At 57.6% G+C, this 25,543-nt stretch carries 21 protein-coding genes; 17 read left to right on the top strand and 4 right to left on the bottom strand.

Annotation, left to right across the window (positions count from 1 at the left end; translation table 11 throughout):
• Positions 1–35 precede the first annotated feature (35 nt).
• The 3 genes from H151_RS0104260 (at position 36) to H151_RS0104250 (ending at position 3,319) form a co-directional block, all read left to right on the top strand.
• The gene (locus tag H151_RS0104260; RefSeq protein WP_019960401.1) at positions 36–635 is read left to right on the top strand and encodes a BON domain-containing protein; all 600 of its coding nucleotides are present in this window, start codon (positions 36–38) and stop codon (positions 633–635) included.
• Between the two features lie 41 nt (positions 636–676).
• Positions 677–1,618, top strand: a complete 942-nt coding sequence (gene gshB / locus H151_RS0104255) for a glutathione synthase (protein ID WP_019960400.1) — start codon at positions 677–679, stop codon at positions 1,616–1,618.
• A 171-nt stretch (positions 1,619–1,789) separates the two neighbouring features.
• Positions 1,790–3,319, top strand: coding sequence for a YifB family Mg chelatase-like AAA ATPase (locus H151_RS0104250; protein ID WP_019960399.1), 1,530 nt, complete (start codon positions 1,790–1,792; stop codon positions 3,317–3,319).
• 2 nt (positions 3,320–3,321) lie between these two features.
• On the opposite strand, the gene H151_RS0104245 is transcribed toward H151_RS0104250, so the two are convergent.
• Positions 3,322–4,716, bottom strand: a complete 1,395-nt coding sequence (locus H151_RS0104245; protein ID WP_019960398.1) for a M28 family metallopeptidase — start codon at positions 4,714–4,716, stop codon at positions 3,322–3,324.
• Positions 4,717–4,803: 87 nt separating this feature from the next.
• A complete protein-coding gene (locus H151_RS0104240; protein WP_019960397.1) occupies positions 4,804–5,205 on the bottom strand; it encodes an MAPEG family protein in 402 nt (133 codons plus the stop codon).
• A gap of 116 nt (positions 5,206–5,321) precedes the next feature.
• Between H151_RS0104240 and H151_RS0104235 the strand changes: the two genes are divergently transcribed.
• Positions 5,322–7,190: a hybrid sensor histidine kinase/response regulator gene (locus H151_RS0104235; RefSeq protein WP_019960396.1), complete on the top strand. Its 1,869-nt coding sequence runs from the start codon at positions 5,322–5,324 to the stop codon at positions 7,188–7,190.
• 43 nt (positions 7,191–7,233) lie between these two features.
• The gene (locus H151_RS0104230) at positions 7,234–8,580 is read left to right on the top strand and encodes an AmpG family muropeptide MFS transporter (RefSeq protein WP_019960395.1); all 1,347 of its coding nucleotides are present in this window, start codon (positions 7,234–7,236) and stop codon (positions 8,578–8,580) included.
• A 55-nt stretch (positions 8,581–8,635) separates the two neighbouring features.
• Here the strand turns inward: H151_RS0104230 and H151_RS0104225 are convergent, their stop codons facing one another.
• On the bottom strand, positions 8,636–10,924 hold the full coding sequence (locus H151_RS0104225; protein WP_019960394.1) for an NADP-dependent malic enzyme: 2,289 nt from the start codon (positions 10,922–10,924) through the stop codon (positions 8,636–8,638).
• A gap of 120 nt (positions 10,925–11,044) precedes the next feature.
• On the opposite strand from H151_RS0104225, the gene mutS reads away from it, so the two are divergent.
• From mutS to H151_RS16845, 5 genes are all read left to right on the top strand, one after another.
• Positions 11,045–13,741, top strand: a complete 2,697-nt coding sequence (gene mutS, locus H151_RS0104220; RefSeq protein WP_019960393.1) for a DNA mismatch repair protein MutS — start codon at positions 11,045–11,047, stop codon at positions 13,739–13,741.
• 30 nt (positions 13,742–13,771) lie between these two features.
• The gene (locus H151_RS0104215) at positions 13,772–16,600 is read left to right on the top strand and encodes a [protein-PII] uridylyltransferase (RefSeq protein WP_019960392.1); all 2,829 of its coding nucleotides are present in this window, start codon (positions 13,772–13,774) and stop codon (positions 16,598–16,600) included.
• Positions 16,601–16,603: 3 nt separating this feature from the next.
• Complete coding sequence (gene murJ, locus H151_RS0104210) at positions 16,604–18,244, top strand: murein biosynthesis integral membrane protein MurJ (protein WP_026353816.1); 1,641 nt, start codon at positions 16,604–16,606, stop codon at positions 18,242–18,244.
• Between the two features lie 70 nt (positions 18,245–18,314).
• Positions 18,315–19,355 (top strand): tryptophan--tRNA ligase, encoded by a 1,041-nt coding sequence (trpS, locus tag H151_RS0104205; RefSeq protein ID WP_026353815.1) that lies wholly within the window; start codon positions 18,315–18,317, stop codon positions 19,353–19,355.
• A gap of 93 nt (positions 19,356–19,448) precedes the next feature.
• Positions 19,449–20,006, top strand: a complete 558-nt coding sequence (locus H151_RS16845) for a copper chaperone PCu(A)C (RefSeq protein WP_169336702.1) — start codon at positions 19,449–19,451, stop codon at positions 20,004–20,006.
• Here the strand turns inward: H151_RS16845 and H151_RS0104195 are convergent, their stop codons facing one another.
• Positions 20,007–20,687 (bottom strand): hypothetical protein, encoded by a 681-nt coding sequence (locus tag H151_RS0104195; protein ID WP_019960387.1) that lies wholly within the window; start codon positions 20,685–20,687, stop codon positions 20,007–20,009.
• An 86-nt stretch (positions 20,688–20,773) separates the two neighbouring features.
• On the opposite strand from H151_RS0104195, the gene H151_RS0104190 reads away from it, so the two are divergent.
• The 7 genes from H151_RS0104190 (at position 20,774) to H151_RS0104160 (ending at position 25,529) form a co-directional block, all read left to right on the top strand.
• On the top strand, positions 20,774–21,244 hold the full coding sequence (locus tag H151_RS0104190) for a universal stress protein (protein WP_019960386.1): 471 nt from the start codon (positions 20,774–20,776) through the stop codon (positions 21,242–21,244).
• 134 nt (positions 21,245–21,378) lie between these two features.
• Entirely contained in the window at positions 21,379–21,933 is a 555-nt protein-coding gene (locus H151_RS0104185; RefSeq protein WP_026353814.1) for a NifU family protein, read from the top strand.
• A 169-nt stretch (positions 21,934–22,102) separates the two neighbouring features.
• On the top strand, positions 22,103–22,699 hold the full coding sequence (locus H151_RS0104180) for a malonic semialdehyde reductase (RefSeq protein ID WP_040758720.1): 597 nt from the start codon (positions 22,103–22,105) through the stop codon (positions 22,697–22,699).
• 5 nt (positions 22,700–22,704) lie between these two features.
• Positions 22,705–23,334 carry a tRNA (adenosine(37)-N6)-threonylcarbamoyltransferase complex dimerization subunit type 1 TsaB gene (tsaB, locus tag H151_RS0104175; protein ID WP_019960383.1) on the top strand — a complete coding sequence of 210 codons (630 nt, stop codon included), beginning with the start codon at positions 22,705–22,707 and terminating at the stop codon, positions 23,332–23,334.
• A gap of 15 nt (positions 23,335–23,349) precedes the next feature.
• Entirely contained in the window at positions 23,350–23,802 is a 453-nt protein-coding gene (gene rimI, locus H151_RS15420) for a ribosomal protein S18-alanine N-acetyltransferase (protein WP_019960382.1), read from the top strand.
• Between the two features lie 66 nt (positions 23,803–23,868).
• Positions 23,869–24,288 carry a Fur family transcriptional regulator gene (locus tag H151_RS0104165; protein WP_019960381.1) on the top strand — a complete coding sequence of 140 codons (420 nt, stop codon included), beginning with the start codon at positions 23,869–23,871 and terminating at the stop codon, positions 24,286–24,288.
• On the top strand, positions 24,285–25,529 hold the full coding sequence (locus tag H151_RS0104160) for a TCR/Tet family MFS transporter (protein WP_019960380.1): 1,245 nt from the start codon (positions 24,285–24,287) through the stop codon (positions 25,527–25,529). Before H151_RS0104165 ends, H151_RS0104160 begins: the two co-directional genes overlap by 4 nt.
• Positions 25,530–25,543 lie beyond the last annotated feature (14 nt).

Here is a 25,543-nt window from a genome sequence, read left to right as displayed (position 1 = left end):
ATCATTGATGTGCCTCAATCGGAGACATAAGGGTCATGAAAATCGTTCACCGCCTGTTAGTTCTGGCCTTACTGGGTTTGAGTTTGAGCGCCTGCGCCTCGGTGCAGCCGGGTCGCTCGGTCGGACGAGAGCTTGATGACCAGAACGCTTCGATTAGCATTAAATCCTCCATGCTGCGCTCTGAAGAGCATGCGCTGAGCGGGGTTGATGTCGAGGTCACCGAAGGTGTGGCGCTGCTAACCGGTCAGGTCAGTGAAACCAGCGCGCGCATTTATGCTGAATGCCTGGCCTGGAGTGCGCCCTCAGTGCGTCAGGTCGCCAATGAAATCACCGTCGGCGAAGGGGCCAGCGCCGTGGGTGACCGCGCGCGCGATGCCTGGCTTAGCCAGCGTGTGCGTGCCAGCTTGCTCGCCGATAGCGCGGTACGCAGCGTCAATTATAATGTCGAAACCCGTAATGGCGTCGTCTATCTGTTGGGCTATGCCCGCACCGCGGATGAACGCGAACGCGCGGCGCAACATGCCTCCCTCGTCGATGGGGTAGAGCGGGTTGTGGTGTATGTGCGTGCGGGTGATGAAAGCGATCAAACCCCCTTACGCGGGGCACGCCGCGCCGAAATGTGTAATCCCATCTAATTCACGCGCAGACTTTCTACGCGACTAAAAAGGATTGATCCATGAGCCTTCGTATCGCCGTCCAGATGGACCCCGTTGAACAGGTGAATATTCATGGCGATACGACCTTCGCACTGATGGAGGCGGCTCAGGCGCGTGGCTATACGCTTTGGACTTATCAGCCCCACCATCTAAGCTGGCGTGAAGGCCGAGTGATGGCCCGCGCGCAATCGGTCACGGTGCAGCGCGTTGAGGGCGAGCCTGCGATTGTGGGCGAGCGCGTGGAGCTGGATCTCGCGACGGATGTGGATGTTGTCCTGATGCGCCAGGATCCGCCCTTTGACATGGCCTATCTGACGGCGGCGCATATTTTGGAGCTTCTAAAGGGTCAGACCTTGGTGCTCAATGACCCTGAATGGGTGCGCTCTTCACCGGAAAAACTTCTGCCGCTGCTCTTCCCTGAGATTATTCCCCCGACCATGATTGCGCGCTCAGCGGAAGATCTGAAAGCTTTCCGTGATCAGTATAAGGATATTATCCTTAAGCCGCTTTACGGTAATGGCGGGGCCGGGGTGTTTCGCCTGAAAGAGGGCGATAGCAATTTCAACGCTCTGGTTGAGATGTTCCAAGAACGCAATCGCGAGCCGATTATCGCCCAAGCCTTTTTACCCGCCGTCAGCGCCGGGGATAAGCGCATCATCTTGATTGATGGCGAACCAGTGGGCGCGATCAACCGTGTGCCGCAAAAGGGCGAAACCCGCTCGAACATGCATGTCGGCGGCGTGGCCGAGGTCAGTGACCTCACCCCTTCTGATAAGGCCATTTGCGCGGCGATTGGTCCAGAGCTGAAAAAACGTGGATTGGTGCTTGTCGGCATTGATGTGATCGGCGATAAGCTGACCGAAATCAATTCGACCTCGCCGACGGGCGTGCAGGAGCTTAAACGCTTCTCCGGTGTCGATACCGCGCAGATTTTCTGGGATTGTGTTAACCACAAACTCTAGATTTATCCACATATCTCTTTTTCCCCTCACAGGTGTTGACATACGCCTGTTGCACGTTCTATCTATGTTCTTGATTTGATCGGACGTTCCAAATAGGGCGTGTGGAAAAGGTCGTGAACATAGTTAAGGTGAATCTGGATTCGATGAGTCGATTCATTTTGAGGGGGCGAGATGAGTGCATGCACCTATACGGCATCTTTTGAAGGGGCGCAGGCCCATCCCGTTCAAGTCCAGGTCCAGCTGACCGGGGGCACGCCCGCCTTCATCATTGTTGGCCTCGCTGACAAGGCCGTAGGTGAAAGCCGTGAACGGGTGCGCGCCGCTTTTGCCGCCATTGGACTGGCCATCCCCAGTAAGCGGGTGATCATCAATCTTGCCCCCGCTGATCGGCCTAAAGAAGGCAGCCATTACGACCTTCCCATCGCGATCGGTTTAATGGCGGCGATGGGGGTTCTCCCCCCTGAAGCGGCGCAGGAATGGCTGGCGATGGGGGAGTTGGGGCTTGACGGGTCAATCGCGCCCGTACCCGGATTATTGCCTGGGGCGATGCTGGCTCATGGCCAAGGCTATGGGTTTATCTGTGGGGCCAAAGGCGGGGCAGAGGCGGCCTGGGCTGGCGGGGATGTCGGGCTGTTGGCCCCCGCCTCGCTCATTCAATTGGTCAATCACTTCAAGGGCCGTCAGGTTCTGACCCGGCCCGTACCTGGCGATATGATTGAAGGTGCAGTCTATAAAGATTTACGCGATGTGCGCGGTCAGGAAACCGCTAAGCGGGCCTTGGAAATCGCGGCGGCAGGCGGGCATAATCTGCTTTTCGTCGGCCCTCCCGGGGCTGGAAAATCTATGTTGGCTGAACGTTTGCCGGGGATTTTGCCGCCTTTATCCGCACAGGAATTACTGGACGTCTCGACCATTCAATCCGTAGCCGGATTATTAGATCAGGGCCGTCTCACCCGCCAACGCCCGTTTCGTGCCCCGCACCATTCTGCCTCGATGGCGGCTTTGGTCGGTGGGGGGAATCGGATACGCCCCGGTGAGGTGTCCCTTGCCCATAATGGTGTGTTATTCTTGGATGAATTGCCGGAGTTTCATCCGCAAGTCCTTGATTCCCTGCGCCAACCTTTAGAGAGCGGACAGGCCGTCATTGCGCGCGCCAATGGCCGGTTCAGCTATCCGGCACGGTTTCAGCTCATCGCGGCGATGAACCCTTGTCGGTGTGGGTGGGCTGGTGAAAATGGCGAGGCGTGCGCACGCGGGGCCAAATGTGCCGAGACTTATCAGGCGCGTGTATCGGGGCCTTTGATGGACCGGATTGATTTACAGCTTGATATCCCCCCCGTGACAGCGGCGGATTTGGCCCTTCCGCCCAGCGCGGAAGGCACGGCCGAGGTGGCGGCGCGTGTGCTCGCAGCCCGTGCGATACAGGATGAGCGCGGTTGTTTGAATGCGCAGCTTTCAGGTGATCTTCTTGATCGTTATGCGCGCCCTGATGAGGCGGGGGCGCAGCTTCTCAACCAGGCCGCCCAGCATATGGGCTTAAGTGCGCGCGGCTATCACCGGGTGCTGCGTGTGGCGCGAACATTGGCCGATCTGGAGGGGGGCGAAAGCGTGCGCCGGATCCATATCGCTGAAGCACTGTCGAACCGGCGCGCCAAAGCCAAGGGGCAGGCCATTGCCCGCCCGCTTGGTTTTGTGGGTTAGACTTATTCGCCGAAGGATCCGGCGGGACCGGGGAAGACCACAGGGGTTTCAGATCCATCCTGGGCAACGGCGGCGACCCCGAAGAAGTAATTGTCGATGACGACATTTTCCAGGGTGTATTCGCTGACATTCCCGACCCAGCGGCTGTTTGTCCATTGCGGCGCATCGGTGAGGCGCCAATAGAGGCGATATCCGGCGAGATTGTCGGCGGAACGCCCCTCAGGCCGGGTCCAGCGTAAAGTCGTATCCGGGCTGACTGCGCCTTCAATCTCAACCCCAGCGGGGAAAGGCGGGGCCCCGGCCATCAGGGCAAGACTTGCCGCGTTCAACGCAGTGGCCTTGGCCGCATAGGCGAAATTGACGCCCTCAATGACATCGCCATAGGGACGGCCCGCCTCGGTACGTAAATCCTGATGCTGACGATCATAATGCTCGTGGGTTTCCATCAGACGCACGCCCGGCATGCCGACATCATTGAAGGGCCGGTGATGACCGCCGCGCCGAAAGCGGTCCAGGCGATAGACCATCATCACATCCAGATTGGGAAAATATTGATCCGCCGTTCGGTCAATAAAGCGGGCAAGATTGCGCGAGGGCGAATCCACTTCACCTCCGGTAAAACGGCGAAGGCGGGCCTCTTCAGGGGTTTCGGTGGGCCGGGTCCCTTCGGAGAAAACACGGATGGTGGAATTTTCAATCACCCCGTCAATGCCTTCGATATTACCGATCATATCGTTATTGAGGACGGCCTTGACCCGCCAATTGTTGTCTAGGGCGTAGTCAGCGAGGATTTTACCGCCGAAGAGGCCCTGTTCTTCGCCGGAAAGGGCGGCATAGACGATGCTGCCGGCGAATTGATGCTGGCTGAGCACGCGCGCGGCTTCTAACGTGCCGGCAACGCCGCTGGCATTATCATTGGCCCCGGGCGAATCCGAAGTGGCGTTCATAACATCGCTGACCCGGCTATCAATATCGCCGCTCATGATCACATAGCGATCAGGGTCCAGCGTTCCGCGTTGAATGGCGATGACTGAGACGACTTCGACGGGATCAGGAATGCGGGTTTCGCCAGAGATGGTATCGCTGACATACATCACGTCCAGACAGTCCCCGCAATCGGCAGAAATGCGTTGAAATTCTTCATAGATCCAGCGCCGCGCCGCGCCGATCCCGCGTGTATCAGATGTAGTATCTGATAAGGTATGGCGCGTGCCAAAGCCCACCAGGGTGCGGATATCGCTTTCAATGCGATCGGGCGATACCGCATCGCGAATGGCGTAAATCCGCTCAACTTCAGTGGAGGGGCTTTGGCCCAGTGTGCTGGCGCTGAGGCTCAGACCCAGACCTAGACCTAAGCTTAGGCTGAGGCCCATTTGGGCCCAGTGTGATGGCTGCATATCGCTCTCCCCATTATTGTTCTTCAGTGTGTCAGGGTTTACGCCAGCAACAAGGGGAAAATTTTGGGGTTCAAGGAAATGTGAGCCCTAGCCGAGCTGAGTGATCACCATTTGAGCGCTCACCAACACCAGGCCGAAAGTTGCACCCATCCAGATGAAAGAGCGCACATAAGGAATGCCCGCTGCATACACAAAGACATAGAGAATTCGACCAAGCGCATAGAGCGCGGTACCGATGAGGCTGAGCGTGCCATTTGTGCCGGAAAGACTACAGGCCAGCACTAAAAAGGCCATCAAGGGAAAGGTCTCAAAGAAATTGATCTGAGCGCGATATAGCCGTCCGGCGAGCCCGGTGCGCGGATGATTTTCATCGCGCGGCCCAACATTATAGCCAATCCCGACGGTGCGGGTGAACACTGCCCCGGCCCAGAGAATATGAAACAGGGCCCAGAAACACAGGCCGACGAGAATCCAGATATCTAAGGTCATTTCACGCTCCCCTTATGGATGATTTTATGGAATATAGGCGTTGGCGGCCTGAAAAAGTAGAATGCCCGCGATCCATTATCGAGATTTCTTTAACGCTGTTGGCGTAGGCTCGTTTTATGGCGGGCCAATTACGACCACATCCAGATTTTGATCCCTCTTCTGAGGAAGATGCTGCTTTGAGCGCCTCCAAGCAGACGCCTGATCATGGCTCGGGCAGCGCCATTGCGCGCCTGGTGCTGGATCAGATGGGCGAGCTGGTCCTGGCGCGCGATGAAGATAACCGCCTGACCGAGGTGAATCAGGCCTTTACCCAGACCTTTGGCGGTACGCGCGAAGATTGGATCGGGCGCTGGTTTGCAGTGGCCCCCGCCATCAAGGAAGAGGGCGGCCCGCGGCGCTATGAAGCCGGCATGCGCACGCAAAAGGGTGATTTATGGGTTGAGTGGGTGGAATATCCGCTGGTGGAAGGCGGCTCGCTGGCCGTGGGCCGTGATGTGACGGAGCGCCGACGCGCCGAAGCCCAGGAACGTGAAGCGGCCAAGGGTAAGAATATTTTCTTCGCCGCGATTACCCATGAATTGCGCACGCCCCTATCAGGCACTTTGGGGGCTGCGCGCCTGTTGGAAGATACGCATTTACGTCCCGATCAGCGCGCCTATGTGGAGGCGTTGAAATCGAGCGCCAGCCACGCCCTGGCCCTGGTGGACGACATCTTGGATCTATCGCGGATTGAGGCGGGTAAGCTCACCTTGCGCGCTGAGCCGGTGGATTTACGCGCACTGATCGAAGAGGTCAGTGAGCTGATGGCCTCTAAAGCGGCAGAGAAAAATCTCGTTCTGGCCCATGTGTGTGAGCACAATCTGCCCACAACGATTGAAGCCGATCCTGCACGTCTGCGCCAAATTCTGTTTAATCTGGTCGGGAATGCGGTGAAATTCACCAAAACCGGCGGGGTGTTGATCACCAGTGAGCTGGATCCCGATCATCAAGTGCGGATCTCGGTGCGTGATACCGGTCCGGGGATCAATGCGGTCGATCGCACGCATCTGTTTCAGCATTTTGAGCGCGGTGCCGCCGAGCGCACGGCCCAGCCGGGTGCGGGCCTGGGGCTCGCCATGGTCAAGCGTCTCGCCGAAGCCATGGGCGGCGAAGTGGGCGTCGAAAGCGAGCCCGGCCATGGTGCCCATTTCTGGGTGCGCTTTCCGCCGGTGATTTTGGATAAAAGCCCAGGCCCCCAAAGCCTCTACGGGCAGACCATTGCCCTGGCGGTGGGCTGTCATATCCAGCGCGAAGCCTTGTCCCGCCAATGCCTGGCGCTGGGCGCGGATGTCATTGAAGCAACCCAGTTTAGTGACCTCCCGCTTGAGCCGGTCTCCAGCTTGATCCTTGATGAAGATCAGATCGTTCATCTTCATCAACCCAAAGCCAAAAGGGTCATGGTGCTGGCCACACCGCAGACCAAGGTCCATTATATGGGTCATCGCAGGCCCAAGGGTGTGGATGGTTGGCTGGTCGCCCCGGTGCGCCTGTCCTCGCTTGGTGCGCATATCAGTGCGAACACGGATGAGCTGAACCCTAAAAAGGCGACAGTCAAAAAGGATGAAAAGCCCTTGAAGGGCTTGCGCCTGTTGCTTGCCGAAGACGATGCGGTCAATGGCCTGATCATTGAAACGGTGTTGCGCCGCCTGGGCGCTGAAGCCGAGCGCGTATCCAACGGGCGTAGCGCGCTTAATCGTCTGGCTCCGGGGCTTTATGATGCGGCGCTGTTGGATATGCGCATGCCGGAGCTGGATGGGCCAGACACCGCGCGCGCGATCCGTGATCTGGGCGATGGGCGTGCGGCCATGCCGCTGATCGCGCTAACCGCGAACGCAACCGAGGCTGATCGCCTGTTATGCTTAGAAGCGGGCATGAATGCCTTCCTGACCAAGCCCGTCGAGGAAGATGACCTGATCTTAACGCTTAAACGCTTGTGCCAGCGCTAAAAAAAGTCCAGCCTAAATAAAATCTTTATGCTGGGATCTTCTGATGTCTGATGCTCTGATCAAAGCACGCCATTCCTGGCTGCAGACTGTGCGTGTCTATGCGACGCCTTTAATGCTGTCCATGCTGATTTTGGGCTTCGCCTCTGGCCTGCCCCTGATGATGGTCTTTCAGAAGCTCTCTTATTGGCTGCGGTCTGAAGGCATTGATAAAGCCACAATCGGCTTCATGTATTGGGTGACCATTGCCTATACGGTCAAATGGATGTGGTCCCCAGCGGTTGATCGCATTCCCATTCCCTTCCTGACGAAGGCTTTGGGCCGTCGGCGCAGCTGGATGCTGGTGGCGATTGTGGGCACGATTGTCGGGCTGTTGGTCATTGGCTATTCCACGCCGTCACAAGGGCTTTGGCTGACCCTGGCGGGGGCGATGATCCTGGCCTATTCCGGAGCCACCTTAGATATCGCGATTGATGCCTGGCGCATTGAAAGCGCGACCAATGATAATCAGGCCAATATGGCCGCGGCCTATGTGATGGGCTATCGCGGGGCGATCATGTTTGCAGGTTTTGGTCTGGCCGTGGCATCTTGGACCAATTGGCGGATTTCCTTCACGGTGATGGCCGCGACCATGGTGATTGGCGGCGTTTTTGTGCTGTTGATGAAGGAGCCCGCGCGCGATCCCTCCCAGGCTGAACCGCCGATGTCGTTCGCCAAGCGGATGGGCGTTGCGATCGTGGATCCGTTTAAGCAGTTTCTCACCCGGTTGAAATTCTGGATTATTCCGGTTTTTGTGATGATCGCCATCTATCGTCTGAGCGATTTTACCATGGGGATTATGGCCTCGCCCCTCTATGCCGATCTGGGCTATGCCGGTGATATTATTGGGGCCTTGCAAGGCGGGCCGGGAATTATCGCCACCGTCACCGGCGGCTTTCTGGGGGGCTTTTTGGCGTTCCGCTTTGGGGTTCTGCCCACCATGGTGATCGGGGGGCTTTTGACCTTGGTGTCGAACGGGGCCTATGCCTGGCTGGCGCAAACCGGCGGGCCGGATGAGGTTTGGCGCGTTGGCCTGGCGATCATGTTCGATAATATCGCAGGCGGTTTTACCGGCACGATTTTGATCGCCTATATGTCTTCCCTGACGGATCCGGCCAATGCGGCGACGCAATACGCCTTATTATCTTCGCTTTATGCGCTGGTGAATAAGTTTTTGGCGGGCCTTTCGGGGATTTTGGCCGAGGCCGTGGGCTATGTGCACTTCTTCTTGATCACGGCGAGTTATGCCATCCCAGCGACCTTGATGGTGATTGCGGTTTTAGCCTTTGGATCCAAAGCGGCCAAGGGCGAGATTGATTTCACCCCGCCCGATCAAAAGGCCCAAGAGGGTTAGAAATAAGGCCGGATCATGGACCCGGCCTTATTTCTTTTAGTCGTGAAGGGCGGGGTTATTCGCCCTCGCCATTGACCGCGCTGGCGGACAAGTCATGGGCGGCCAAAGCAGCCAAATTCATGATGTCGGTGACGCTGGAGCCCAGGCGCGCAATCTGCACCTGTTTCTCCAAACCGAGCAGCATCGGGCCGAGCACGGTCGCCCCGCCCGCGGCGCGCAACAGCTTGGTGGAGATCGAGGCGGCGTGGATCGCCGGCATGATCAGCACATTTGCTGGCCCAGACAGGCGCGAGAAGGGATAGAGACGGCGATGACCGGGGTCGAGCGCGACATCGGCATTCATCTCGCCTTCGTACTCAAAATCCACCCCTCGCTCATCGAGAGCTTTGACGGCGGCCTGGATTTTCTCAGAGCGTTCGCCATGAGGATTGCCGAAGGTGGAATAGGAGAGGAAAGCCACGCGCGGTTTCGCGCCAAAGCGCCGGGCCGCTGCCGCCACCTCAACCGCCATATCGGCCAAAGCCTCAGAGGTTGGAAACTCAGTGACATTGGTATCGGCGATGAACAGCGTTCGGCCCTGGGTCAGGACCACCGACATCCCCATGACGCGCTCGCCTTCAGCCTGATCGAGGACAAGCTTCACATCGCTCAAGGCCTGGGCATAGTTCCGGGTTGTCCCCGTGACCATGCCGTCAGCGGCCCCCATGGCGACCATGCAGGCGGCAAAGACGTTACGATCCTGATTGACCAGGCGCTGCACATCACGGCGCAGATAGCCCTGGCGTTGCAGGCGCTTATAAAGGAAGTCCGCATAATCGGTATTGGCTTCGGACAGGCGCGCATTGACGACTTCGATACTGTCGGTAGGCACACCCACAAGACGCATATTGGCATGGGTGGTTTCAACCCGGCCCACCAAGATGGCTTTACCCAGGCCTTGAGATTGGAAGGCATGGGCGGCACGAATGACGCTGGGCTCTTCGCCTTCCGCAAATGCGATGGTTTTTTGGGGGGCGGCGCGCACCTCATCATAGATCGCCTGCAAGGTTGCGGCGGTTGGATCGAGACGACGTTTCAGGGCTGAACGATAGGCGTTCATGTCGGAAATCGGTTTGCGGGCGACGCCCGAATCCATCGCCGCTTGTGCCACATAAGGCGGCACGTGAGAGATGAGGCGCGGATCAAACGGTGCCGGGATGATATAGTCGCGCCCAAAGCTTGGCCGGTTCCCATGATAGGCGGCGGCGACTTCATCGGGCACATCTTCACGCGCCAATTCAGCCAGCGCTTTCGCTGCGGCGACCTTCATCTCTTCATTGATAGTGCGCGCGCGCACATCCAGCGCCCCACGGAAGATATAGGGAAAGCCCAGGACGTTATTGACCTGGTTGGGATAATCCGAACGCCCTGTGGCCATGATCGCGTCAGAGCGCGCTTCACGCACTTCTTCCGGGGTAATTTCAGGGTCCGGATTGGCCATGGCGAAGATGATCGGATCGGCGGCCATGGATTTGACCATGGATTTAGTCACCGCCCCTTTGATGGACAGCCCGATAAAGCAATCCGCGCCATCCAGCGCCTCTTCCAGGGTGCGCCGGTCGGTATCGACCGCATGGGCCGATTTCCACTGGTTCATCCCCTCTTCGCGGCCTTTATAGATGACGCCTTTAGAATCGCACAAAATCGCATTGTCGTGCTTGACGCCCATGGATTTGATCAGCTCCAGCACCGCAATGCCGGCCGCGCCTGCGCCATTCACAACCACCGTCAGATCTTCAAGCTTGCGCCCGGTCAGCTCACAGGCATTGAGTACGCCCGCCGCAGAGATGATGGCGGTGCCGTGTTGGTCATCGTGGAAGACGGGAATATCCAGCACTTCGCGCAGACGGTCTTCGATGATGAAGCAATCGGGGCCTTTGATATCTTCCAGATTGATACCGCCAAAGCTATTCCCGAAGCGCTTGACGCATTCGATGAAGGCTTCGGGGTCATTTTCTTCAACTTCGATATCAATGCCATCGACATCGGCGAAGCGTTTGAAGAGGACGGCCTTACCCTCCATCACCGGCTTCGAGGCCGCAGCCCCTAAATCACCCAGGCCCAAAATCGCCGTACCATTGGAAATGACCGCGACCATATTACCCTTGGAGGTGTAATCATAGGCGGCATCGGGATTGGCGGCGATGGCCTTGACCGGGGCGGCAACGCCCGGCGAATAGGCCAGCGATAGATCGCGCTGGGTGGCCATGGGTTTGGTCGCGCGAATGGCAACCTTACCGGGTTCAGGATAGCGGTGGAACGCTAAGGCTTCATCATCATCAATTTTACTGGTGCGGTCAGTCATCTTGTGTGGCCTTTAACCGGAAGGAAGGGTAGACGGCGAGACACCCTAAACACTTCGCGTAGCACGGCAACAGGCCATGTCTTGCCAACTGCAAAGAACCCCGGCACTAAATCGCACATCATGACCCATTCTTTGAGCGCATCTTCGATTTTTACCCGTCAATTTCCATCGCCTGAGGGGGCAACCCCGATGATGGAACAGTTTTTAACCCTGCGCGCAGATGCGCCCATTGAGGCGCTTTTGTTTTACCGCATGGGTGATTTCTATGAGCTGTTTTTTGATGATGCGGTGCGCGCATCAGAAGCGCTCGATATTGCCTTGACCAAAAGGGGCGAACATCAAGGTGAGCCCATCGCCATGTGCGGGGTGCCGGTTCATAATGCCCAGATCTATCTCTCGCGCCTGATCAAGGCCGGTTTCAAAGTCGCGGTCGGTGAACAGATCGAAGACCCGGCGGAGGCCAAAAAGCGCGGCTCTAAATCGGTGGTTAAGCGCGCCATTGTGCGCATCGTCACACCGGGCACTTTGACCGAAGATGATCTTCTCGATGCGCGCTCGGCCAACCGGATTGCGGCGCTGACCCGTCTGGCGACCGGCGAGCGCGCGCTGTCCTGGGCCGATGTCTCCACGGGCGAATTTGCCAGCGCCGGGGTGGATGAGACAAATATGGAGGCGGAACTTGCCGCGCTCAATCCGGCCGAAATTCTGGTGCTGGATGAGGATATCAAGACGGTGGAGATGGCCTGTCCCCTGGCCTCGGTCACCGCGCGGCCGAAGACCAAATTTGATGTCGGCTCGGCAGAGCGGCGTTTAAAAGCACAGTTTAACGTCCAAACCCTGGAAGCCTTTGGCGATTTTACCAAGGCGCAAATCTCCGCACTGGGCGCGCTTCTTGATTATCTGGAGCTGTCGCAAGCCGGAGCACCGGCGAAATTACAACCGCCCGTCAGCCATGTTGCGGGCAGCGCGATGGCGATTGATCCGGCCGCGCGCGCGAGTTTGGAGATTGAACGCACCCTGTCTGGTAGCCGCAAAGGCTCGTTGCTCGATGCGATTGATCTGACAGTCACCGCCCCCGGTGCGCGCGCCCTGGCGGAGCGTTTGGCCCGGCCCAGCCTGGATCTTGATCTTATCCATGCGCGTCTCGATGGTGTGCAATATTTTATGGAAGATGCGGGCCTGCGTGAGCAGGTGCGCACCCGCCTGAAAGCCGCCGGGGATCCGGCGCGCGCCCTGTCGCGCTTGGCGCTGGGGCGCGGGGGTCCGCGTGATCTTAAATCGCTGGCGAGTGCCCTGCGTGAAGGTGAATATCTGTGTGCGGATTTTGCCCAAATGCCTTTGGCCGCCCCGCCGCAGGTGATTGACGCCGCGCTGAATACGCTCTCGCTGATCAATAAGCCTCAGCTGGCCGGCCTGGTGCAGGATTTGGAAAAGGCGCTGGATGACGAGCCGCCGCTTCTTTTGCGCGATGGCGGTTTTATCAAGCCGGGTTGGCATGGTGCCCTGGATGAGGCGCGCGGCCTTCGCGATGAATCCCGGCGTATCGTGGCCGGTTTGCAAAGGACGTATGCGGAGGCCAGTGGGGTCAGCGCCCTTAAGGTCAAGCATAATAATGTGCTGGGCTATTTCATCGAAGTCAGCGCCAAACATGGCGATGCCTTGATGGGCGATCATCGCTTCATCCATCGCCAGACCTTGGCGAATGCGGTGCGGTTCTCAACCCCGGAACTGGGCGAATTGGAAGCCAAGATCGCCCAGGCTGGTGAACGTGCGCTGGCCATGGAACAAGAGATGTTCGAGGCCTTCCGGACCCGCATCGAGGCTGAGGCCGATGCCATTCGCGCCAGTGCCAAGGCGTTGGCCGATCTGGATGTCGCCGCCGCTGGGGGGGCCTGGGCTGATCGTCATCAGGCGGTTAGACCCCAGGTCGATACCAGCTTGATGTTTGAGATTGAGGGCGCACGCCACCCGGTGGTTGAAGCGGCCTTGACCCGTGCAGGCGATGGCCCCTTTGCCCCCAATTCCTGCTGTCTGGATGGTGCTGGAAAAAGTCATTCGCGCATGGTTTTGGTCACGGGGCCGAATATGGCCGGTAAATCAACCTTCCTGCGCCAGAATGCGTTGATTGCCGTGATGGCCCAGGCCGGGCTTTATGTGCCCGCACGTGCAGCCCATATCGGTCTGGTGGATCGGCTCTTCTCACGCGTGGGCGCAGCCGATGATCTGGCGCGCGGGCGCTCGACTTTTATGGCGGAGATGATCGAAACCGCCGCGATATTAAACCAAGCGGGCCCACGCGCGCTGGTGATCTTGGATGAGATTGGGCGCGGAACTGCGACCTTTGATGGCCTGTCGATTGCTTGGGCCGCGGTTGAGCATCTCCATGATGTCAATCAATGCCGCGCGCTGTTCGCCACGCACTATCACGAGCTGACACGGCTGGCCGATGATCTGGATGCGGCCGGAAATGTGTCTTTGCGGGCCAAGGAATGGAAGGGCGATCTGGTCTTCCTGCACGAGGTGGGCCCAGGCCCGGCCGATCGCTCCTACGGGGTGGAGGTCGCCAAGCGCGCAGGTCTTCCCAAGCGCGCGGTGGTGCGGGCACAAGATATTCTCGACCGGTTGGAAGCCGATGGCGCGCCAGCGGCTGCGCTGCATGATTTACCGCTATTTTCCACCGTCATGGCGCAGGTTCGAGAACCAGAACCCTCAAAAGTGGAATTAAAACTCAAAGCTATGGATCTGGATGCGTTAAGTCCAAGGGATGCGCAAGCTCTGCTTTATGAGTTGCGAGAAATGCTCGATAATAGAAGCTAAGCGCTCAATTCTTGTCCTTAGGGGTCTTCCATGCGCCTCAGTGCCCTGCCTGCCAGTCTTGATGGATTACGTCTGCGCGCGGAATTGGCGGCGGCCACGCGCTCGGGCTGGTCATCGTCTTCATCGCGCAAGGCGGGTCTAGCCCGGTTGAAGAAATTCATCGCCAAGGGCCGCGCCGAAGCCCAATCGCGCCTGGAGGGTAAGGAAGGCGGGCTGGAAGCGGCCCGTACCCTGGCCCAGGTGATGAATGCGGTGCTTTATGCGCTTTATGATTCCATCGCCATGGAGGTCTGGGACGAGGGCGCGCGTAAATCCGGGATTGCGCTATGTGCCCTGGGTGGATTTGGCGCGGGCGAGCTGGCTCCCCAGTCTGATATTGATCTCCTGTTTTTGGTCGATGACGTTCCGCCTGAAGATCATCAGCTGGTGATTGAGCGCGTGCTTTATGCCCTGTGGGATGTGGGCTTACATGTCGGCGGCGGGGCGCTGCGTACTGTGGAAGAAGCGCTGACTTTGGCTGCCGATGATGTGTCGGAGCGTACGGCGCTTTTGGATTTGCGGCTGATCTCAGGCGATGGCCGTCTGGTCTCTGATCTGATGGAGCGCTTTCACCAGCAGATCCGTCAGGGCGATATGACTGCCTTCATCACCGCCAAATTGACCGAGCGTGAGGCCCGCGTCGATAAGCAGGGTGATAGCCGCTATGAGGTGGAACCCCATATCAAGGACGGCAAGGGCGGGCTTCGTGATCTGCAAACCCTTCGATGGCTGGCACAAGTTCTTTATGGTGACGATGCGTTGGAGCGCTGGGTGGGTACGGGGTTCCTCGCTGTGCGCGATGTGGAGCGGTATCTGCATGCGGGTGATTTCCTGTGGGCGACCCGCTTTCACCTTCATGCCCTGCAAGAGCGCAAGGATGATCGCCTCAGCTTTGATGTGCAGCCGGAAATCGCCGAACGCATGGGCTATAGTGATGGGGATGATGTCGCTGGCGTTGAAAGCTTTATGCGTGATTATTTTAGGGCTGCGATTGATGTCGGCGCACTGACCCGCCTGGTCTGTGCGAAGCTGGAAGCCGATGAATTGAAAGATCCCCCGTCAGGGATTGGCCGCTTCATGCCCGTGGGCGGGCCTGCCACGACCAGTGCGGATTTGAACAATGATGCCTTTGTCATCAAAACCGGGCGTCTTAGCTTTGCCGATCCCAGCTTGGTGGAACAAGATCCCGTCTTGATGCTGCGCCTGTTTGAAGTTGCCTCGGCCCATCAGCTGGATTTACATCCCGATGCGGTGGCCTTGATTGGGCAATCCTTGCGCTTTGTCGATGATAATTACCGCTCTGATCCGCGCGCGACGCGGGCCTTCTTTGCGGTGCTGTTGGATGCGCCTGATCTTTATATGACTTTGCGCGCCATGACTGAGGCCGGATTGCTGGGCGCGTTCATTCCAGAATTTGGCGACATCGTCGCGCGCACTCAGTTTAATATGTACCATCGCTATACGGTGGATGAGCATACGCTGAAGGCGCTGGGCCTCTTACGTGAAATTGAACAAGGTAAGCATCAGCAGGACCATCCGCTGGCGACCCAGATCGCGCCCTTGGTCAATCACCGCCGGGCCCTTCATCTTGCGGTTTTGCTGCATGATACCGGCAAGGGGCAGGGCGATCAGTGTATCGAAGGCGCAGAGCGCGCCCATTCGGCCTGTGAACGCTTGGGCCTGGATGATCACGAGATCAATCTGGTCGCCTGGTTGATCCGTCATCATCTAGAGATGAGTGATACCGCCCAGCGCCGTGATCTGTCTGACCCGCGCACCGTGATTGATTTTGCCGATTTAGTGGGCACGTTGGAGCGCCTGCGTCTGCTCACCATTCTGACCGTGGTGGATATTCGCGCCGTCGGGCCGGGGGTTTGGAATGGCTGGAAAGCGCAATTGATGCGCGATCTCTATCAGGCCGCCGCTTCGGTTCTGGCCGGGGGTCGGCGCGCCGATGAAGGCGAAGCGCGCGCGCGTCTGTCCGCGCGTGCAGATCTGGCGCGTAAAGCGGTTAGCGATCATTTGGGGCGTTTGGACCCGGACTTTGCGCGCGAATGGACGGCAGATCTGGAAGATGCGTATTGGTTGGCTTTCTTTGAAACCGATCGTTTGCGCCATGCCGCCTTTGTGCGGGCCGCCAAAGCGCGCGGTGAAGCGGTCGCCGCCGGGGTGCGCATTGATCGGCGCCGGTCCGCCGCAGAGGTGATGATCTGGGCCCCGGACCGTCAGGGCTTGTTTGCCGATATCGCCGGGGCTTTGGCGTTGTCAGGGGCCAATGTGGTGGGCGCGCAGGTTGCGACCACGCAAACCGGCTCGGCCTTTGATGTGTTCTATGTGCAGGATGTTTCGGGCCGGCCCTTTGGCCATGATGACCCACAGGCGCGCGCGCGATTGCAAGGCGCGGTGATCAAGGCGGCCCGCGATGGCCTCACCGATAATGTCACCATGCCCTCGCGTCCGGTGAAGCGCCGTGAAGCGGCCTTTGCCGTCCAGCCCAGCGTGCATCTGGATGTCGAGGCGGCGCAAAGCGCTTTGGTGATTGAGGCGACCTGCCGGGATCGGCCAGGGCTTTTACATGACTTGGCCCGCGTGATTGCCGAAACCGGGGTCAGCCTGCAAGCTGCGCGCATTGATGGCTATGGCGAGCGCGCTGTCGATGTGTTCTATGTGACAGAAAAGGGTCATAAAATTACCGACCCTGAACGGTTAAAAGCCTTGCATGATAATTTGATGGCTATGCTGGAGAAGCCTGAAGAGACTTTGGATCAACAAACCGAAGCGCGCGGTCTTTCACGCGCACGCGCCAGTGAGTGGCGATAAATCATGCGGCTATTGCGAAATTTAAGTGTTGTCAGTGGCTTTACGCTGTTAAGCCGGATTATGGGCTTTGTGCGCGATATGTTGACCTCGCGCGCGCTGGGGGCGGGCAGTGTCGCCGATATCTTCTTTCAGGCCCTGACTATTCCCAACACCTTCCGGCGCATTCTGGCCGAAGGCGCATTTAATGCCGCTTTTGTGCCGCTTTATGCCAAAACCGATGAAGGCGATGGCCGTGATGCCGCTGATCGCTTTGCCTCTGAAGCTTTATCCTTTCTGGTAACGGTCACCTTTGGCGTTGTGGTCCTGTTTCAGCTCGCTGCGCCCTGGCTGGTCTATGTGTTCTTTCCTGGCCTTAGTGATGATCCCACGGGCCGGGTGCTGGCGGTATTATTGCTGCAAATCACCATGCCCTATCTGTTGTGCATGGCGGTGACGGCGCTGATCAGTGGGGTTTTAAACTCGCAAGGTCGATTTGCGGTCGCGGCGGCGGCCCCAACCTTGTTCAATGTGGTTCTGATCAGTCTTCTGGTCTATGCGACCTATATCCGCCCGGTCACGCCGGATATTTTGGTGACTTGGCTGTCGGCCGGCGTGACCTTGTCGGGGGTGATGCAGGCGGCCTGGCTGTGGTTGAGCGCGCGTCAAGCCAAGCTTTCCATCCGTTTTAAAATGCCTCAATTAACGCCCAAAGTCGCGCGCTTGATCAAACTTGGCGTGCCCGGCGCGTTGGCGGCGGCCGCGACCCAGATCAATGTGCTGGTAACCTCCTCCATCGCGACCTTGGAAGAGGGCGCGCGGTCTTGGCTTTATTATGCTGAGCGGCTTTATCAATTGCCTTTGGGTGTGATCGGGATTGCCATGGGCGTGGCGCTGCTCCCTAATCTCTCACGCCGGGTGCGCGCGGGTGACAAGGTGGGCGGGGATTATGCGATGAACCGCGCGATTGAGCTGTCATTACTGCTCACCGTCCCGGCTGCGGTCGCCTTTGTGTTTATCCCTGATTTTCTGGTGCGGGGCCTGTTTGAAGGTGGGCATTTTACCAGTCTGGATACCGCGCGCACGGCCCCGGTTTTGATCCTTTATGGCTTGGGGCTTCCGGCTTTCGTTCTGGTTAAGGTCTTGGCCCCCGGCTTTTTTGCCCGTGAAGATACCAAGACCCCGATGCAATATGCCATGGCCTCCATGGTGCTCAATCTGGTTGTCGGGGTGGGGCTCTTCTTTGGCGGGATGGGCTATCTGGGTCTGGCCGTCGCGACGACCTTGGCCGGATGGCTGAATGCCGGCTTGTTGGCCTTTACCCTGTATCGCAAAGACTTGCTGGTCCTTGATCAGGGGTCCAAATCGCGCCTGCCGCGGATCATGCTGGCCGCGCTGGCCATGGGGGCGGGTTGCTGGGCGCTGGTCTATATGGGCCTTCCGGCTTTGGCGCAGGTTTGGGATTATACGGCCCTGCCCTTGGATCGTCCGCTGGTGATGGCCGCCACGGTTCTGGCAGGCGGGGTGATCTTTGGCGGTGTGGCGCTGGGCATTCGCGCGGTCAGCCCGCGTGATCTGCGCCAGGCGTTGAAATCTGGCCCTAAAACGCCCAGTGAGCCCAAGCTTGAAACTCCAAGCGGCCAGGATGATAGCGTATCAAAGGCTTGAGGGCGTGTCAGAAGGGCGCTATCACCCGCATCTCGCTTTATGTTCCAACCCGCCTTATGGACTTTATCTTATGACCGATACGACCCCTCGATATACAGGCCCGGAGCGCGTTCTTTCCGGTGTGCAGCCTACAGGGCGCCTTCACCTTGGTAACTATCTGGGGGCCTTGAAAAAGTTCGCCGCCCTTCAGGATCAGGGCCGTGAATGCCTGTATTGCGTTGTCAATATGCATGCCATGACCATGCCCCATGACCCGAAAGAGCTGGTCGCGACGACCCGTTCGATCGCGGCGGCCTATATGGCGGCGGGGGTCGATCCCAATAAATCGGCCATCTTTGCTCAATCCTCTGTGCCGGAACACGCAGAGCTGGCTTGGGTGCTAAACTGTGTCGGGCGTATGGGCTGGTTAGAGCGTATGACCCAGTTTAAAGATAAAGCGGGTAAAGATGCTGAACGCGCCAGTGTGGGCTTGTTCACCTATCCGGTTCTGATGGCGGCGGATATTCTGATTTATAAGGCGACCCATGTGCCGGTGGGCGATGATCAGAAACAGCATTTGGAACTGGCGCGCGATATTGCCGCGCGCTTCAATCGTGACTTCTATAAGGACGAGATTTTCTTCCCACAGCCAGACCCCTTGATCGAAGGACCGGGCGCGCGCGTGATGTCGTTGAAAGACGGCACCAAGAAGATGTCGAAATCCGATCCGTCGGATCTGTCTCGTCTCAATCTGGAAGACGATGCGGACACAATCGCCAAGAAAATCAAAAAAGCCAAAAGTGATGCCGATGTGCTGCCGGAAACCGCAGAAGGGCTGAATGATCGCCCCGAAGCGCGCAATCTGGTTGGCATTTATGCGGCCTTGAATAACCAGTCTGTCGATGAGGTTCTGGCTGAATTCGGCGGTCAGGGCTTTGGGGTGTTCAAGCCGAAGCTGGCCGATGTGGCGGTGGAATTCTTTGGCGATGTCTCTGCGCGCTATCGTGAATTGCGTGATGATCAAGGCACGATTGATGCGGTGTTGAAGCAGGGCGCTGAGAAAGCGCGTGAAATCGCTACGCCGGTGATGGATGAGGTGCGTGACCTGGTGGGCTATTGGAGGGCGAGCTAATCGGTCGCGTCTCACAATAAGTTTAATTTGTGTTAGAGAGGTCAGGCGGCTATGTCCGCCTGATCTTTTTTTATGCGTGTGAAGGGGTGTGTGATGATGAAGCTATTAGGTGCGGGTTTTGCGGCCTTGGTATTGAGTGCGGCATGTTCTGCGCAAGATCCAGACACGTCCTTGCCCGCTGCTGCGGGTGAAAGCGCGGTGGTGACCACACATAATGGTCTGCAAATCGAAGGCGCCTGGATGCGCACCCCACCCGGTGGGCGCGATATGACCGCGGCCTATGTCTTGATCCATGGCGGTACGGCGACGGATCGCTTGATTGCAGCGCGCTCAGACCAGACCAGCCGGATTGAGCTGCACACCGTCATTTCTGAAGGCGGCATCATGCAGATGCGCCCGGTTGAAGGCTATGACATCCCGGCGGGCGGTTGGTTAGAGCTGGCCCCGCGCGGGCACCATATGATGGTCTTTGGGCTGGCGGCTGAGGCCATCGAAGCCGGTCAGATTGACGTGACTTTGGTGTTTGCCGAGGGCGGTGAGCAGATCGTGACCTTCCCGATCCAGACCATGGCCCCCGGTGTCATGCACACCCATGATGGTCTGGGTGAGCATAATCATGCCGGCCAAAACCGCAGCCACGACCCGCAATAATCAGCCGATTGGGCTGGATCCGGCGGTGTCGTCCTCATCGGGCGTTTGACCCTCATCCTTATAGGCGGGCGCAGCGATCGGGTCTTTATGATCCTTGGCGCGCTCAATCTGATTTTTGAAGTTTTCAATCAAGCCCTTGGGGTCATAGGGGAAGGGGCGTGAGGGGCGAAAGCTCCACGCCACCATCCCCCCTAGCGCCATGAAGGGCAGCGCCATCAGGGTCAAAAAGCTCAAACCCTGATCTTGAAACGCCCAATAGCCAAAGCCTATTCCGCCGAAAATCATGGCCAGGCCCACGGCTGTTATGATCAGACGCAGCTTCAGGCTTTGACCCTCTACATAGACGATGGGCTGGGGCAAGGTGATCAGGATTTGATGCAGATCGAGCAGGAATTGGCGGAAATTAACCGCATTATTTTCCCAGCTTGTGACCCCTAAAGGACGTTGGGATCCGAGCTTCATCTCGGTTTTATCGGTGCGAATTTGACAGATGATTTGACGCCCTTGTCCGGCCATCTCTACGGCCATGCGCACGCTGGTTATCTCAGCTAAGGCGATGCGCTGGATCAGTTTTTCATCGTCGCGCATTTCCAAGTGATCGGCAAAAAGGCTGATGGTGGCGAGCGGTTGGCTTAAACTGCGCCGATCATGAAGTTGGGATAGGGGCTCGGCTTCGGCCATGGGCGCACACACTTCCTTTACACAAACTAGGCTTGAGATGAGCAATCGGACTTGCTGAAAACCTCTCAACGCGACACATTTGGCCCATGGATACACCACGTAAGTTTCTTGTCATAGCCGATGGCAGTGAAGAAGCGCGCAAGGCCGCCTTCTTTGCCGCGGCACGCGCGCATAATACCGGTGGACAGGTCATGCTGCTGGCGGTGGTCGAAACCGAAGGCTTTGAAGCCTGGATGGGCGTGGGCGAAGCCATGCGCCGCGAGGCGGAGCAAAACGCCGAAGCCCATATTGAATCGCTCGCCGAAGATGTTGAATCCATTACCGGTGTGCGCCCTGATGTGGCGATGCGCAATGGCCCAAAGGAAGAGGCACTGCGCACTTTGATCGATGAAAATGTCGAGATTGCCATTCTGTGCCTGGGCGCATCCAATTCCACCGAAGGGGCCGGGCCTTTGGTCAGCGCACTCGCCCGCCAACGCCTGTTTGGCAAGCGCGCCATTCCTGTCACCGTGGTCCCCGGTGAGTTGGATCAGGCGACCATTGAGGCGCTGTGCTAAAGCTTGTGCCAAGACTTTAAGCGATCACGATCTGTGCGCCCGGCCTTGACCCGAGGTCAAAGCCATACCAGATGTGGGGGGAGATGGATGGACCTGGCCGATTGTCACAGGTCAAAACCCTATGGCCTCTGCTTATGTTTATTCAAACTGAAACCACCCCCAATCCTGATACCTTGAAATTCATGCCGGGCCGGGAAATCTCGCCCGACATGCCGCGCGATTTCGAAACGATTGAGGTGGGGGAAAGCTCGGTCCTGGCGCGTGAGCTGTTTCGTGTGGATGGTGTGATCCGAGTGTTCTGTGGGGCCGATTATATCGCCGTCACCAAAGATCCCACCAGCGAATGGGTGCATTTGAAGCCCGGCGTTCTGGGCGCGATCATGGATGTGCTGGAAACGGACCGCGCGTTGTTCGGTGAGGATGCGGACGCGGCTCCGGCCCAGGAACAGACCGGCATCGTTAAAGAAATCATTGATATTATTGACACGCGTGTCCGTCCGGCGGTCGCTCAAGATGGCGGCGATATTGTCTTTCATAGCTTTGATGAGGACACCGGTGTGGTGCAGCTGCATATGCGCGGGGCCTGTGCGGGCTGTCCCTCTTCAACGATGACGTTGAAAAACGGTATCGAAAACCTCTTACGCCATTATGTGCCAGAGGTTACAGCCGTAGAAGCGGTTGGCGTATAATTCACCCTAGTCTACTGGGCATTAGTCTTTTTCCATCTTGGCCATAGGCGTTTGATGGAAAGCCGATTATGGTCGGGCCATCCACTCAGACCCTATAGGGAGTTTTGTCGTGACCGAAGCCGTTCACACTCAAGAGAATGCCCCGCTGGCCCTGGAAGACCGCCATGGGGTGATTTCTGATCATGCTCTCGATCAATTATTCCGCGGGGCGCGGACCTTTTATAGCTGGGAAGACAAGGATGTGTCCGACACAACCTTGCAAGCCATTTTTGACCTGGTCAAATACGCTCCGACCAGCGCCAATCAATCACCCGCGCGCTTTATGTTTTTGCGCAAAGGCCCCGCGAAAGAGCGTCTTCGCCCTTTCTTGATTGAATCTAATATGGAAAAAACCATGTCCGCGCCGGTCACAGCGATCGTGGCTTGGGACTGGAACTTCCATGAGAAAATCCCTCAACTGTTTCCCCATGCCCCAGAAGCCAAAGACTGGTTCGAGGCCGATGAAGCGCGCTTCTCTCACGGTTTCCGCAATGGCAGCCTGCAAGGGGCCTATTTTATCATGGCCGCGCGCGCCTTGGGTCTCGATGTTGGTCCGATGTCGGGCTTTGATAATGCGGCCGTTGATAAGGAGTTTTTCCAAAACGATCCAGAACGCGCCAGCTGGCGCTCTAACTTCTTGATCAATTTGGGCTATGGCACGAATGACAAGCTTTTCCCGCGCCTGCCGCGTTTGGACTTCTCCGAAGCCGCGGTGATTTTGAAGTAAACCCAATGCGCATACTGGTCCTGGATACAACCGGGCAAGAGTGTGGTGCGGCGCTGAAAGAAGGTGAGACCTTCCTTCAGCGCCGTCATGCTTTAGGCCGTGGACAAGCGGAACATCTCGCGCCCTTGATCGAGGCGTTGTTGAGCGAGGCTGGCTGGAGCCCGGACAGCTTGGGACGCATTGGCGTCACGATCGGGCCGGGCAGTTTTGCCGGCACGCGCGTGGGCGTCGCCTTCGCGCGCGGTTTGGCCTTGGCAACAGGGGCGAAGGCGATAGGGATCAGTAATTTAGAGCTCTGGGCCTTGGGCGCTGACCCAAAACGGGACAAATCCATCTTAACGGTTCATGATGCCAAGCGCGGCGATGTGATTGTCCAAGCGTTTCAAAATGGCACAGCGTTAAACGCGCCGGAGCGGATAAGCCTGGACGCAGCTAAGGCCTTGGATCTATCTGGTTATGATGATGTGGTGGGCAGTGGGGCGGGCCTATTGGAGCACGCTGAACCCTCGATTGCGCTTGATTTTTTGACATTTGCCGCTTTAGTGGCGGCCAAGCATCCTTGCGATGCGCCGCCTGTGCCCTTTTACGCTCGGCCCCCCGATGCTAAATTGCCCGGCGGTCAAGACCCGGTTTAGGGAAAGGACATCGGCGTGATTGCGTTTGAACGCACAGCCCAGTGCCGTCATTTAAGTCATGCGTCATCAAACGAGGTCGCCGCCCTGCACGCGCGCTGTTTTGACCATCCCTGGAGCGCAAAGGAATTCGAGGGCCTGCTCGCGAGTACGGGCATTTATGGCTTGGGGCTTTATCTGGGGGCGGGCCTGATTGGGCTTTCTTTGATTCGCGCGATTTTGGATGAAGCCGAAATTCTCACCATTGGTATTGATCCTGCCCATCGCCATCAGGGCATGGGTGCGCATCTGTTAAAGGCCAGTGAAAGTCTGGTGTCGGGCTTGGGCACCCGCCGCTTTTTTTTGGAGGTTTCAGTTCGCAATGATGGCGCGCTGAGATTATATCAGTCATCGGGCTGGCAAAGCGAAGGCCTACGCAAGGCCTATTACCGCGATGGCAGTGATGCGCGCGTCCTATCTAAACTCTTGTGATATTTCGCGGCTAGACCCATAAAGACAAAGCGCGTTATAGACGTGATCCAAGTGAAGGAGCCTGCCATGCAAGACCGTATTGAAAAATTATGTATCGAAAAAGGTCTACGGATGACAGAGCAGCGCCGGGTTATCGCGCGCGTCCTGTCTTTGGCGGAGGATCATCCCGACGCGGAAGAGCTGCACCGGCGCGCCGCTGCGATTGATAGCGGGATCTCGCTGGCAACCGTTTACCGTACGGTGCGCTTGTTCGAAGAAGCCAATATTATTGAGCGTCACGACTTCCGTGATGGGCGTTCGCGCTATGAAGAGGCTTCCGATGATCACCATGATCATTTAATTGACCTCAAAACCGGTAAAGTCGTTGAATTTATTGATGAAGAAATTGAACGCTTGCAAGAGCTGGTCGCCAAGCGCTTAGGCTATAAGCTGGTGGATCACCGCCTAGAGCTTTATGGCACACCCTTAACGGACGACGATAAGTGATCAACGGTTTTGGCGCACGCAAGCATGCGTTGGCCTTTATTTTTGTTACGGTTCTGCTCGATATGATCGCTTTTGGCATCATCATCCCGGTGATGCCAAATCTTATCGAAGATGTAACCGGTTTACCGATCGCGCGCGCAGCCACCCAAGGTGCGGTGTTGACCATGGTTTATGCCGGCATGCAGTTTTTGTGTGCCCCCATTGTGGGCGCGATGTCGGACCGTTTTGGTCGGCGCGCCGTGCTGATGGTCTCTATGGCCGGTTTGAGCGTGGACTTCCTGATCATGGCCCTGGCCCCTTCATTTTGGGTGTTGCTGCTTGGTCGGATCATGGGCGGGGCCTTTGGCGCGACCTTCTCAACTGCTTTTGCGGTTATCGCTGATGTCAGCCCGCCAGAAAAACGCTCGGCAAATTTTGGGCTGATCGGGGCGGCCTTTGGCTTGGGCTTTATTATTGGTCCTGCGATTGGTGGCTTCTTGGGGGAGTTGGGCCCGCGGGCACCCTTCTTTGCGGCCTCCATCTTAGCCGCGATGAATTTCATCTATGGGATGATCGTCTTGTCAGAGACGTTGGCGCAGGAGAACCGGCGCGCCTTCAATTGGCGCCGCGCCAATCCCGTGGGCGCGCTCTATCATGTGGCGCAGAATAAAACCGTGATCTGGTTGATGCTTGCGTCTTTCCTGGTGATGCTGGGCCATTCAGTTTATCCCGCCATCTGGTCATATTTCGCGCAATTGAAGTTCAACTGGTCCTCAGGCGATGTGGGCCTATCTTTAATGGTGGTGGGGATATTGGCCGCCTTGGTTCAAGGGGGATTGACCCGTAAAGTCATTCCGCTGTTGGGCGAATGGAAGGTTCTGGTCCTGGGCCTTTGCGTCGTGATCATAGCCTATTTGGCCTATGGCTTTGTCCCAGAGGGCTGGATGGTGTATCCGATTATCGTGTTTGCCTCGATCAGCGGTATGGCTCAGCCGGCGATGCAGGGCATTATGTCCAATGCGACGCCGGCCAATGCTCAAGGTGAGCTGCAAGGCGCGATGGGGAGCATGCAAAGCCTCTCCTTTTTCTTTGGCCCGCTGATTTATTCTCATGTTTTTGAGATGTTTAGCGATAAGTCTTCAGCCCATTATCAACCTGGCATGCCCTTTGTGTTCGCGGCTGGATTTACGGCTTTGGCGCTGGTGATTGCGTATTACGGCTATCATGTGCGCTTGAAGCGCACGCATGAGCGCTTATCTTAACCGTTCAGAGGCCT

The organism is Woodsholea maritima DSM 17123 (genome assembly GCF_000382325.1).
Classification (GTDB): domain Bacteria; phylum Pseudomonadota; class Alphaproteobacteria; order Caulobacterales; family Maricaulaceae; genus Woodsholea; species Woodsholea maritima.
Note: the sequence above shows the minus strand (reverse complement) of the source record. Positions and strands in the feature narration are given on the sequence as shown.

Coding starts and splice junctions, on each gene's coding strand:
- H151_RS0104260 (WP_019960401.1), top strand. CDS start 36: ATGAAAATCGTTCACCGCCTGTTAGTTCTGGCCTTACTGGGTTTGAGT.
- gshB (WP_019960400.1), top strand. CDS start 677: ATGAGCCTTCGTATCGCCGTCCAGATGGACCCCGTTGAACAGGTGAAT.
- H151_RS0104250 (WP_019960399.1), top strand. CDS start 1,790: ATGAGTGCATGCACCTATACGGCATCTTTTGAAGGGGCGCAGGCCCAT.
- H151_RS0104245 (WP_019960398.1), bottom strand. CDS start 4,716: ATGCAGCCATCACACTGGGCCCAAATGGGCCTCAGCCTAAGCTTAGGT.
- H151_RS0104240 (WP_019960397.1), bottom strand. CDS start 5,205: ATGACCTTAGATATCTGGATTCTCGTCGGCCTGTGTTTCTGGGCCCTG.
- H151_RS0104235 (WP_019960396.1), top strand. CDS start 5,322: ATGGCGGGCCAATTACGACCACATCCAGATTTTGATCCCTCTTCTGAG.
- H151_RS0104230 (WP_019960395.1), top strand. CDS start 7,234: ATGTCTGATGCTCTGATCAAAGCACGCCATTCCTGGCTGCAGACTGTG.
- H151_RS0104225 (WP_019960394.1), bottom strand. CDS start 10,924: ATGACTGACCGCACCAGTAAAATTGATGATGATGAAGCCTTAGCGTTC.
- mutS (WP_019960393.1), top strand. CDS start 11,045: ATGACCCATTCTTTGAGCGCATCTTCGATTTTTACCCGTCAATTTCCA.
- H151_RS0104215 (WP_019960392.1), top strand. CDS start 13,772: ATGCGCCTCAGTGCCCTGCCTGCCAGTCTTGATGGATTACGTCTGCGC.
- murJ (WP_026353816.1), top strand. CDS start 16,604: ATGCGGCTATTGCGAAATTTAAGTGTTGTCAGTGGCTTTACGCTGTTA.
- trpS (WP_026353815.1), top strand. CDS start 18,315: ATGACCGATACGACCCCTCGATATACAGGCCCGGAGCGCGTTCTTTCC.
- H151_RS16845 (WP_169336702.1), top strand. CDS start 19,449: ATGATGAAGCTATTAGGTGCGGGTTTTGCGGCCTTGGTATTGAGTGCG.
- H151_RS0104195 (WP_019960387.1), bottom strand. CDS start 20,687: ATGGCCGAAGCCGAGCCCCTATCCCAACTTCATGATCGGCGCAGTTTA.
- H151_RS0104190 (WP_019960386.1), top strand. CDS start 20,774: ATGGATACACCACGTAAGTTTCTTGTCATAGCCGATGGCAGTGAAGAA.
- H151_RS0104185 (WP_026353814.1), top strand. CDS start 21,379: ATGTTTATTCAAACTGAAACCACCCCCAATCCTGATACCTTGAAATTC.
- tsaB (WP_019960383.1), top strand. CDS start 22,705: ATGCGCATACTGGTCCTGGATACAACCGGGCAAGAGTGTGGTGCGGCG.
- H151_RS0104165 (WP_019960381.1), top strand. CDS start 23,869: ATGCAAGACCGTATTGAAAAATTATGTATCGAAAAAGGTCTACGGATG.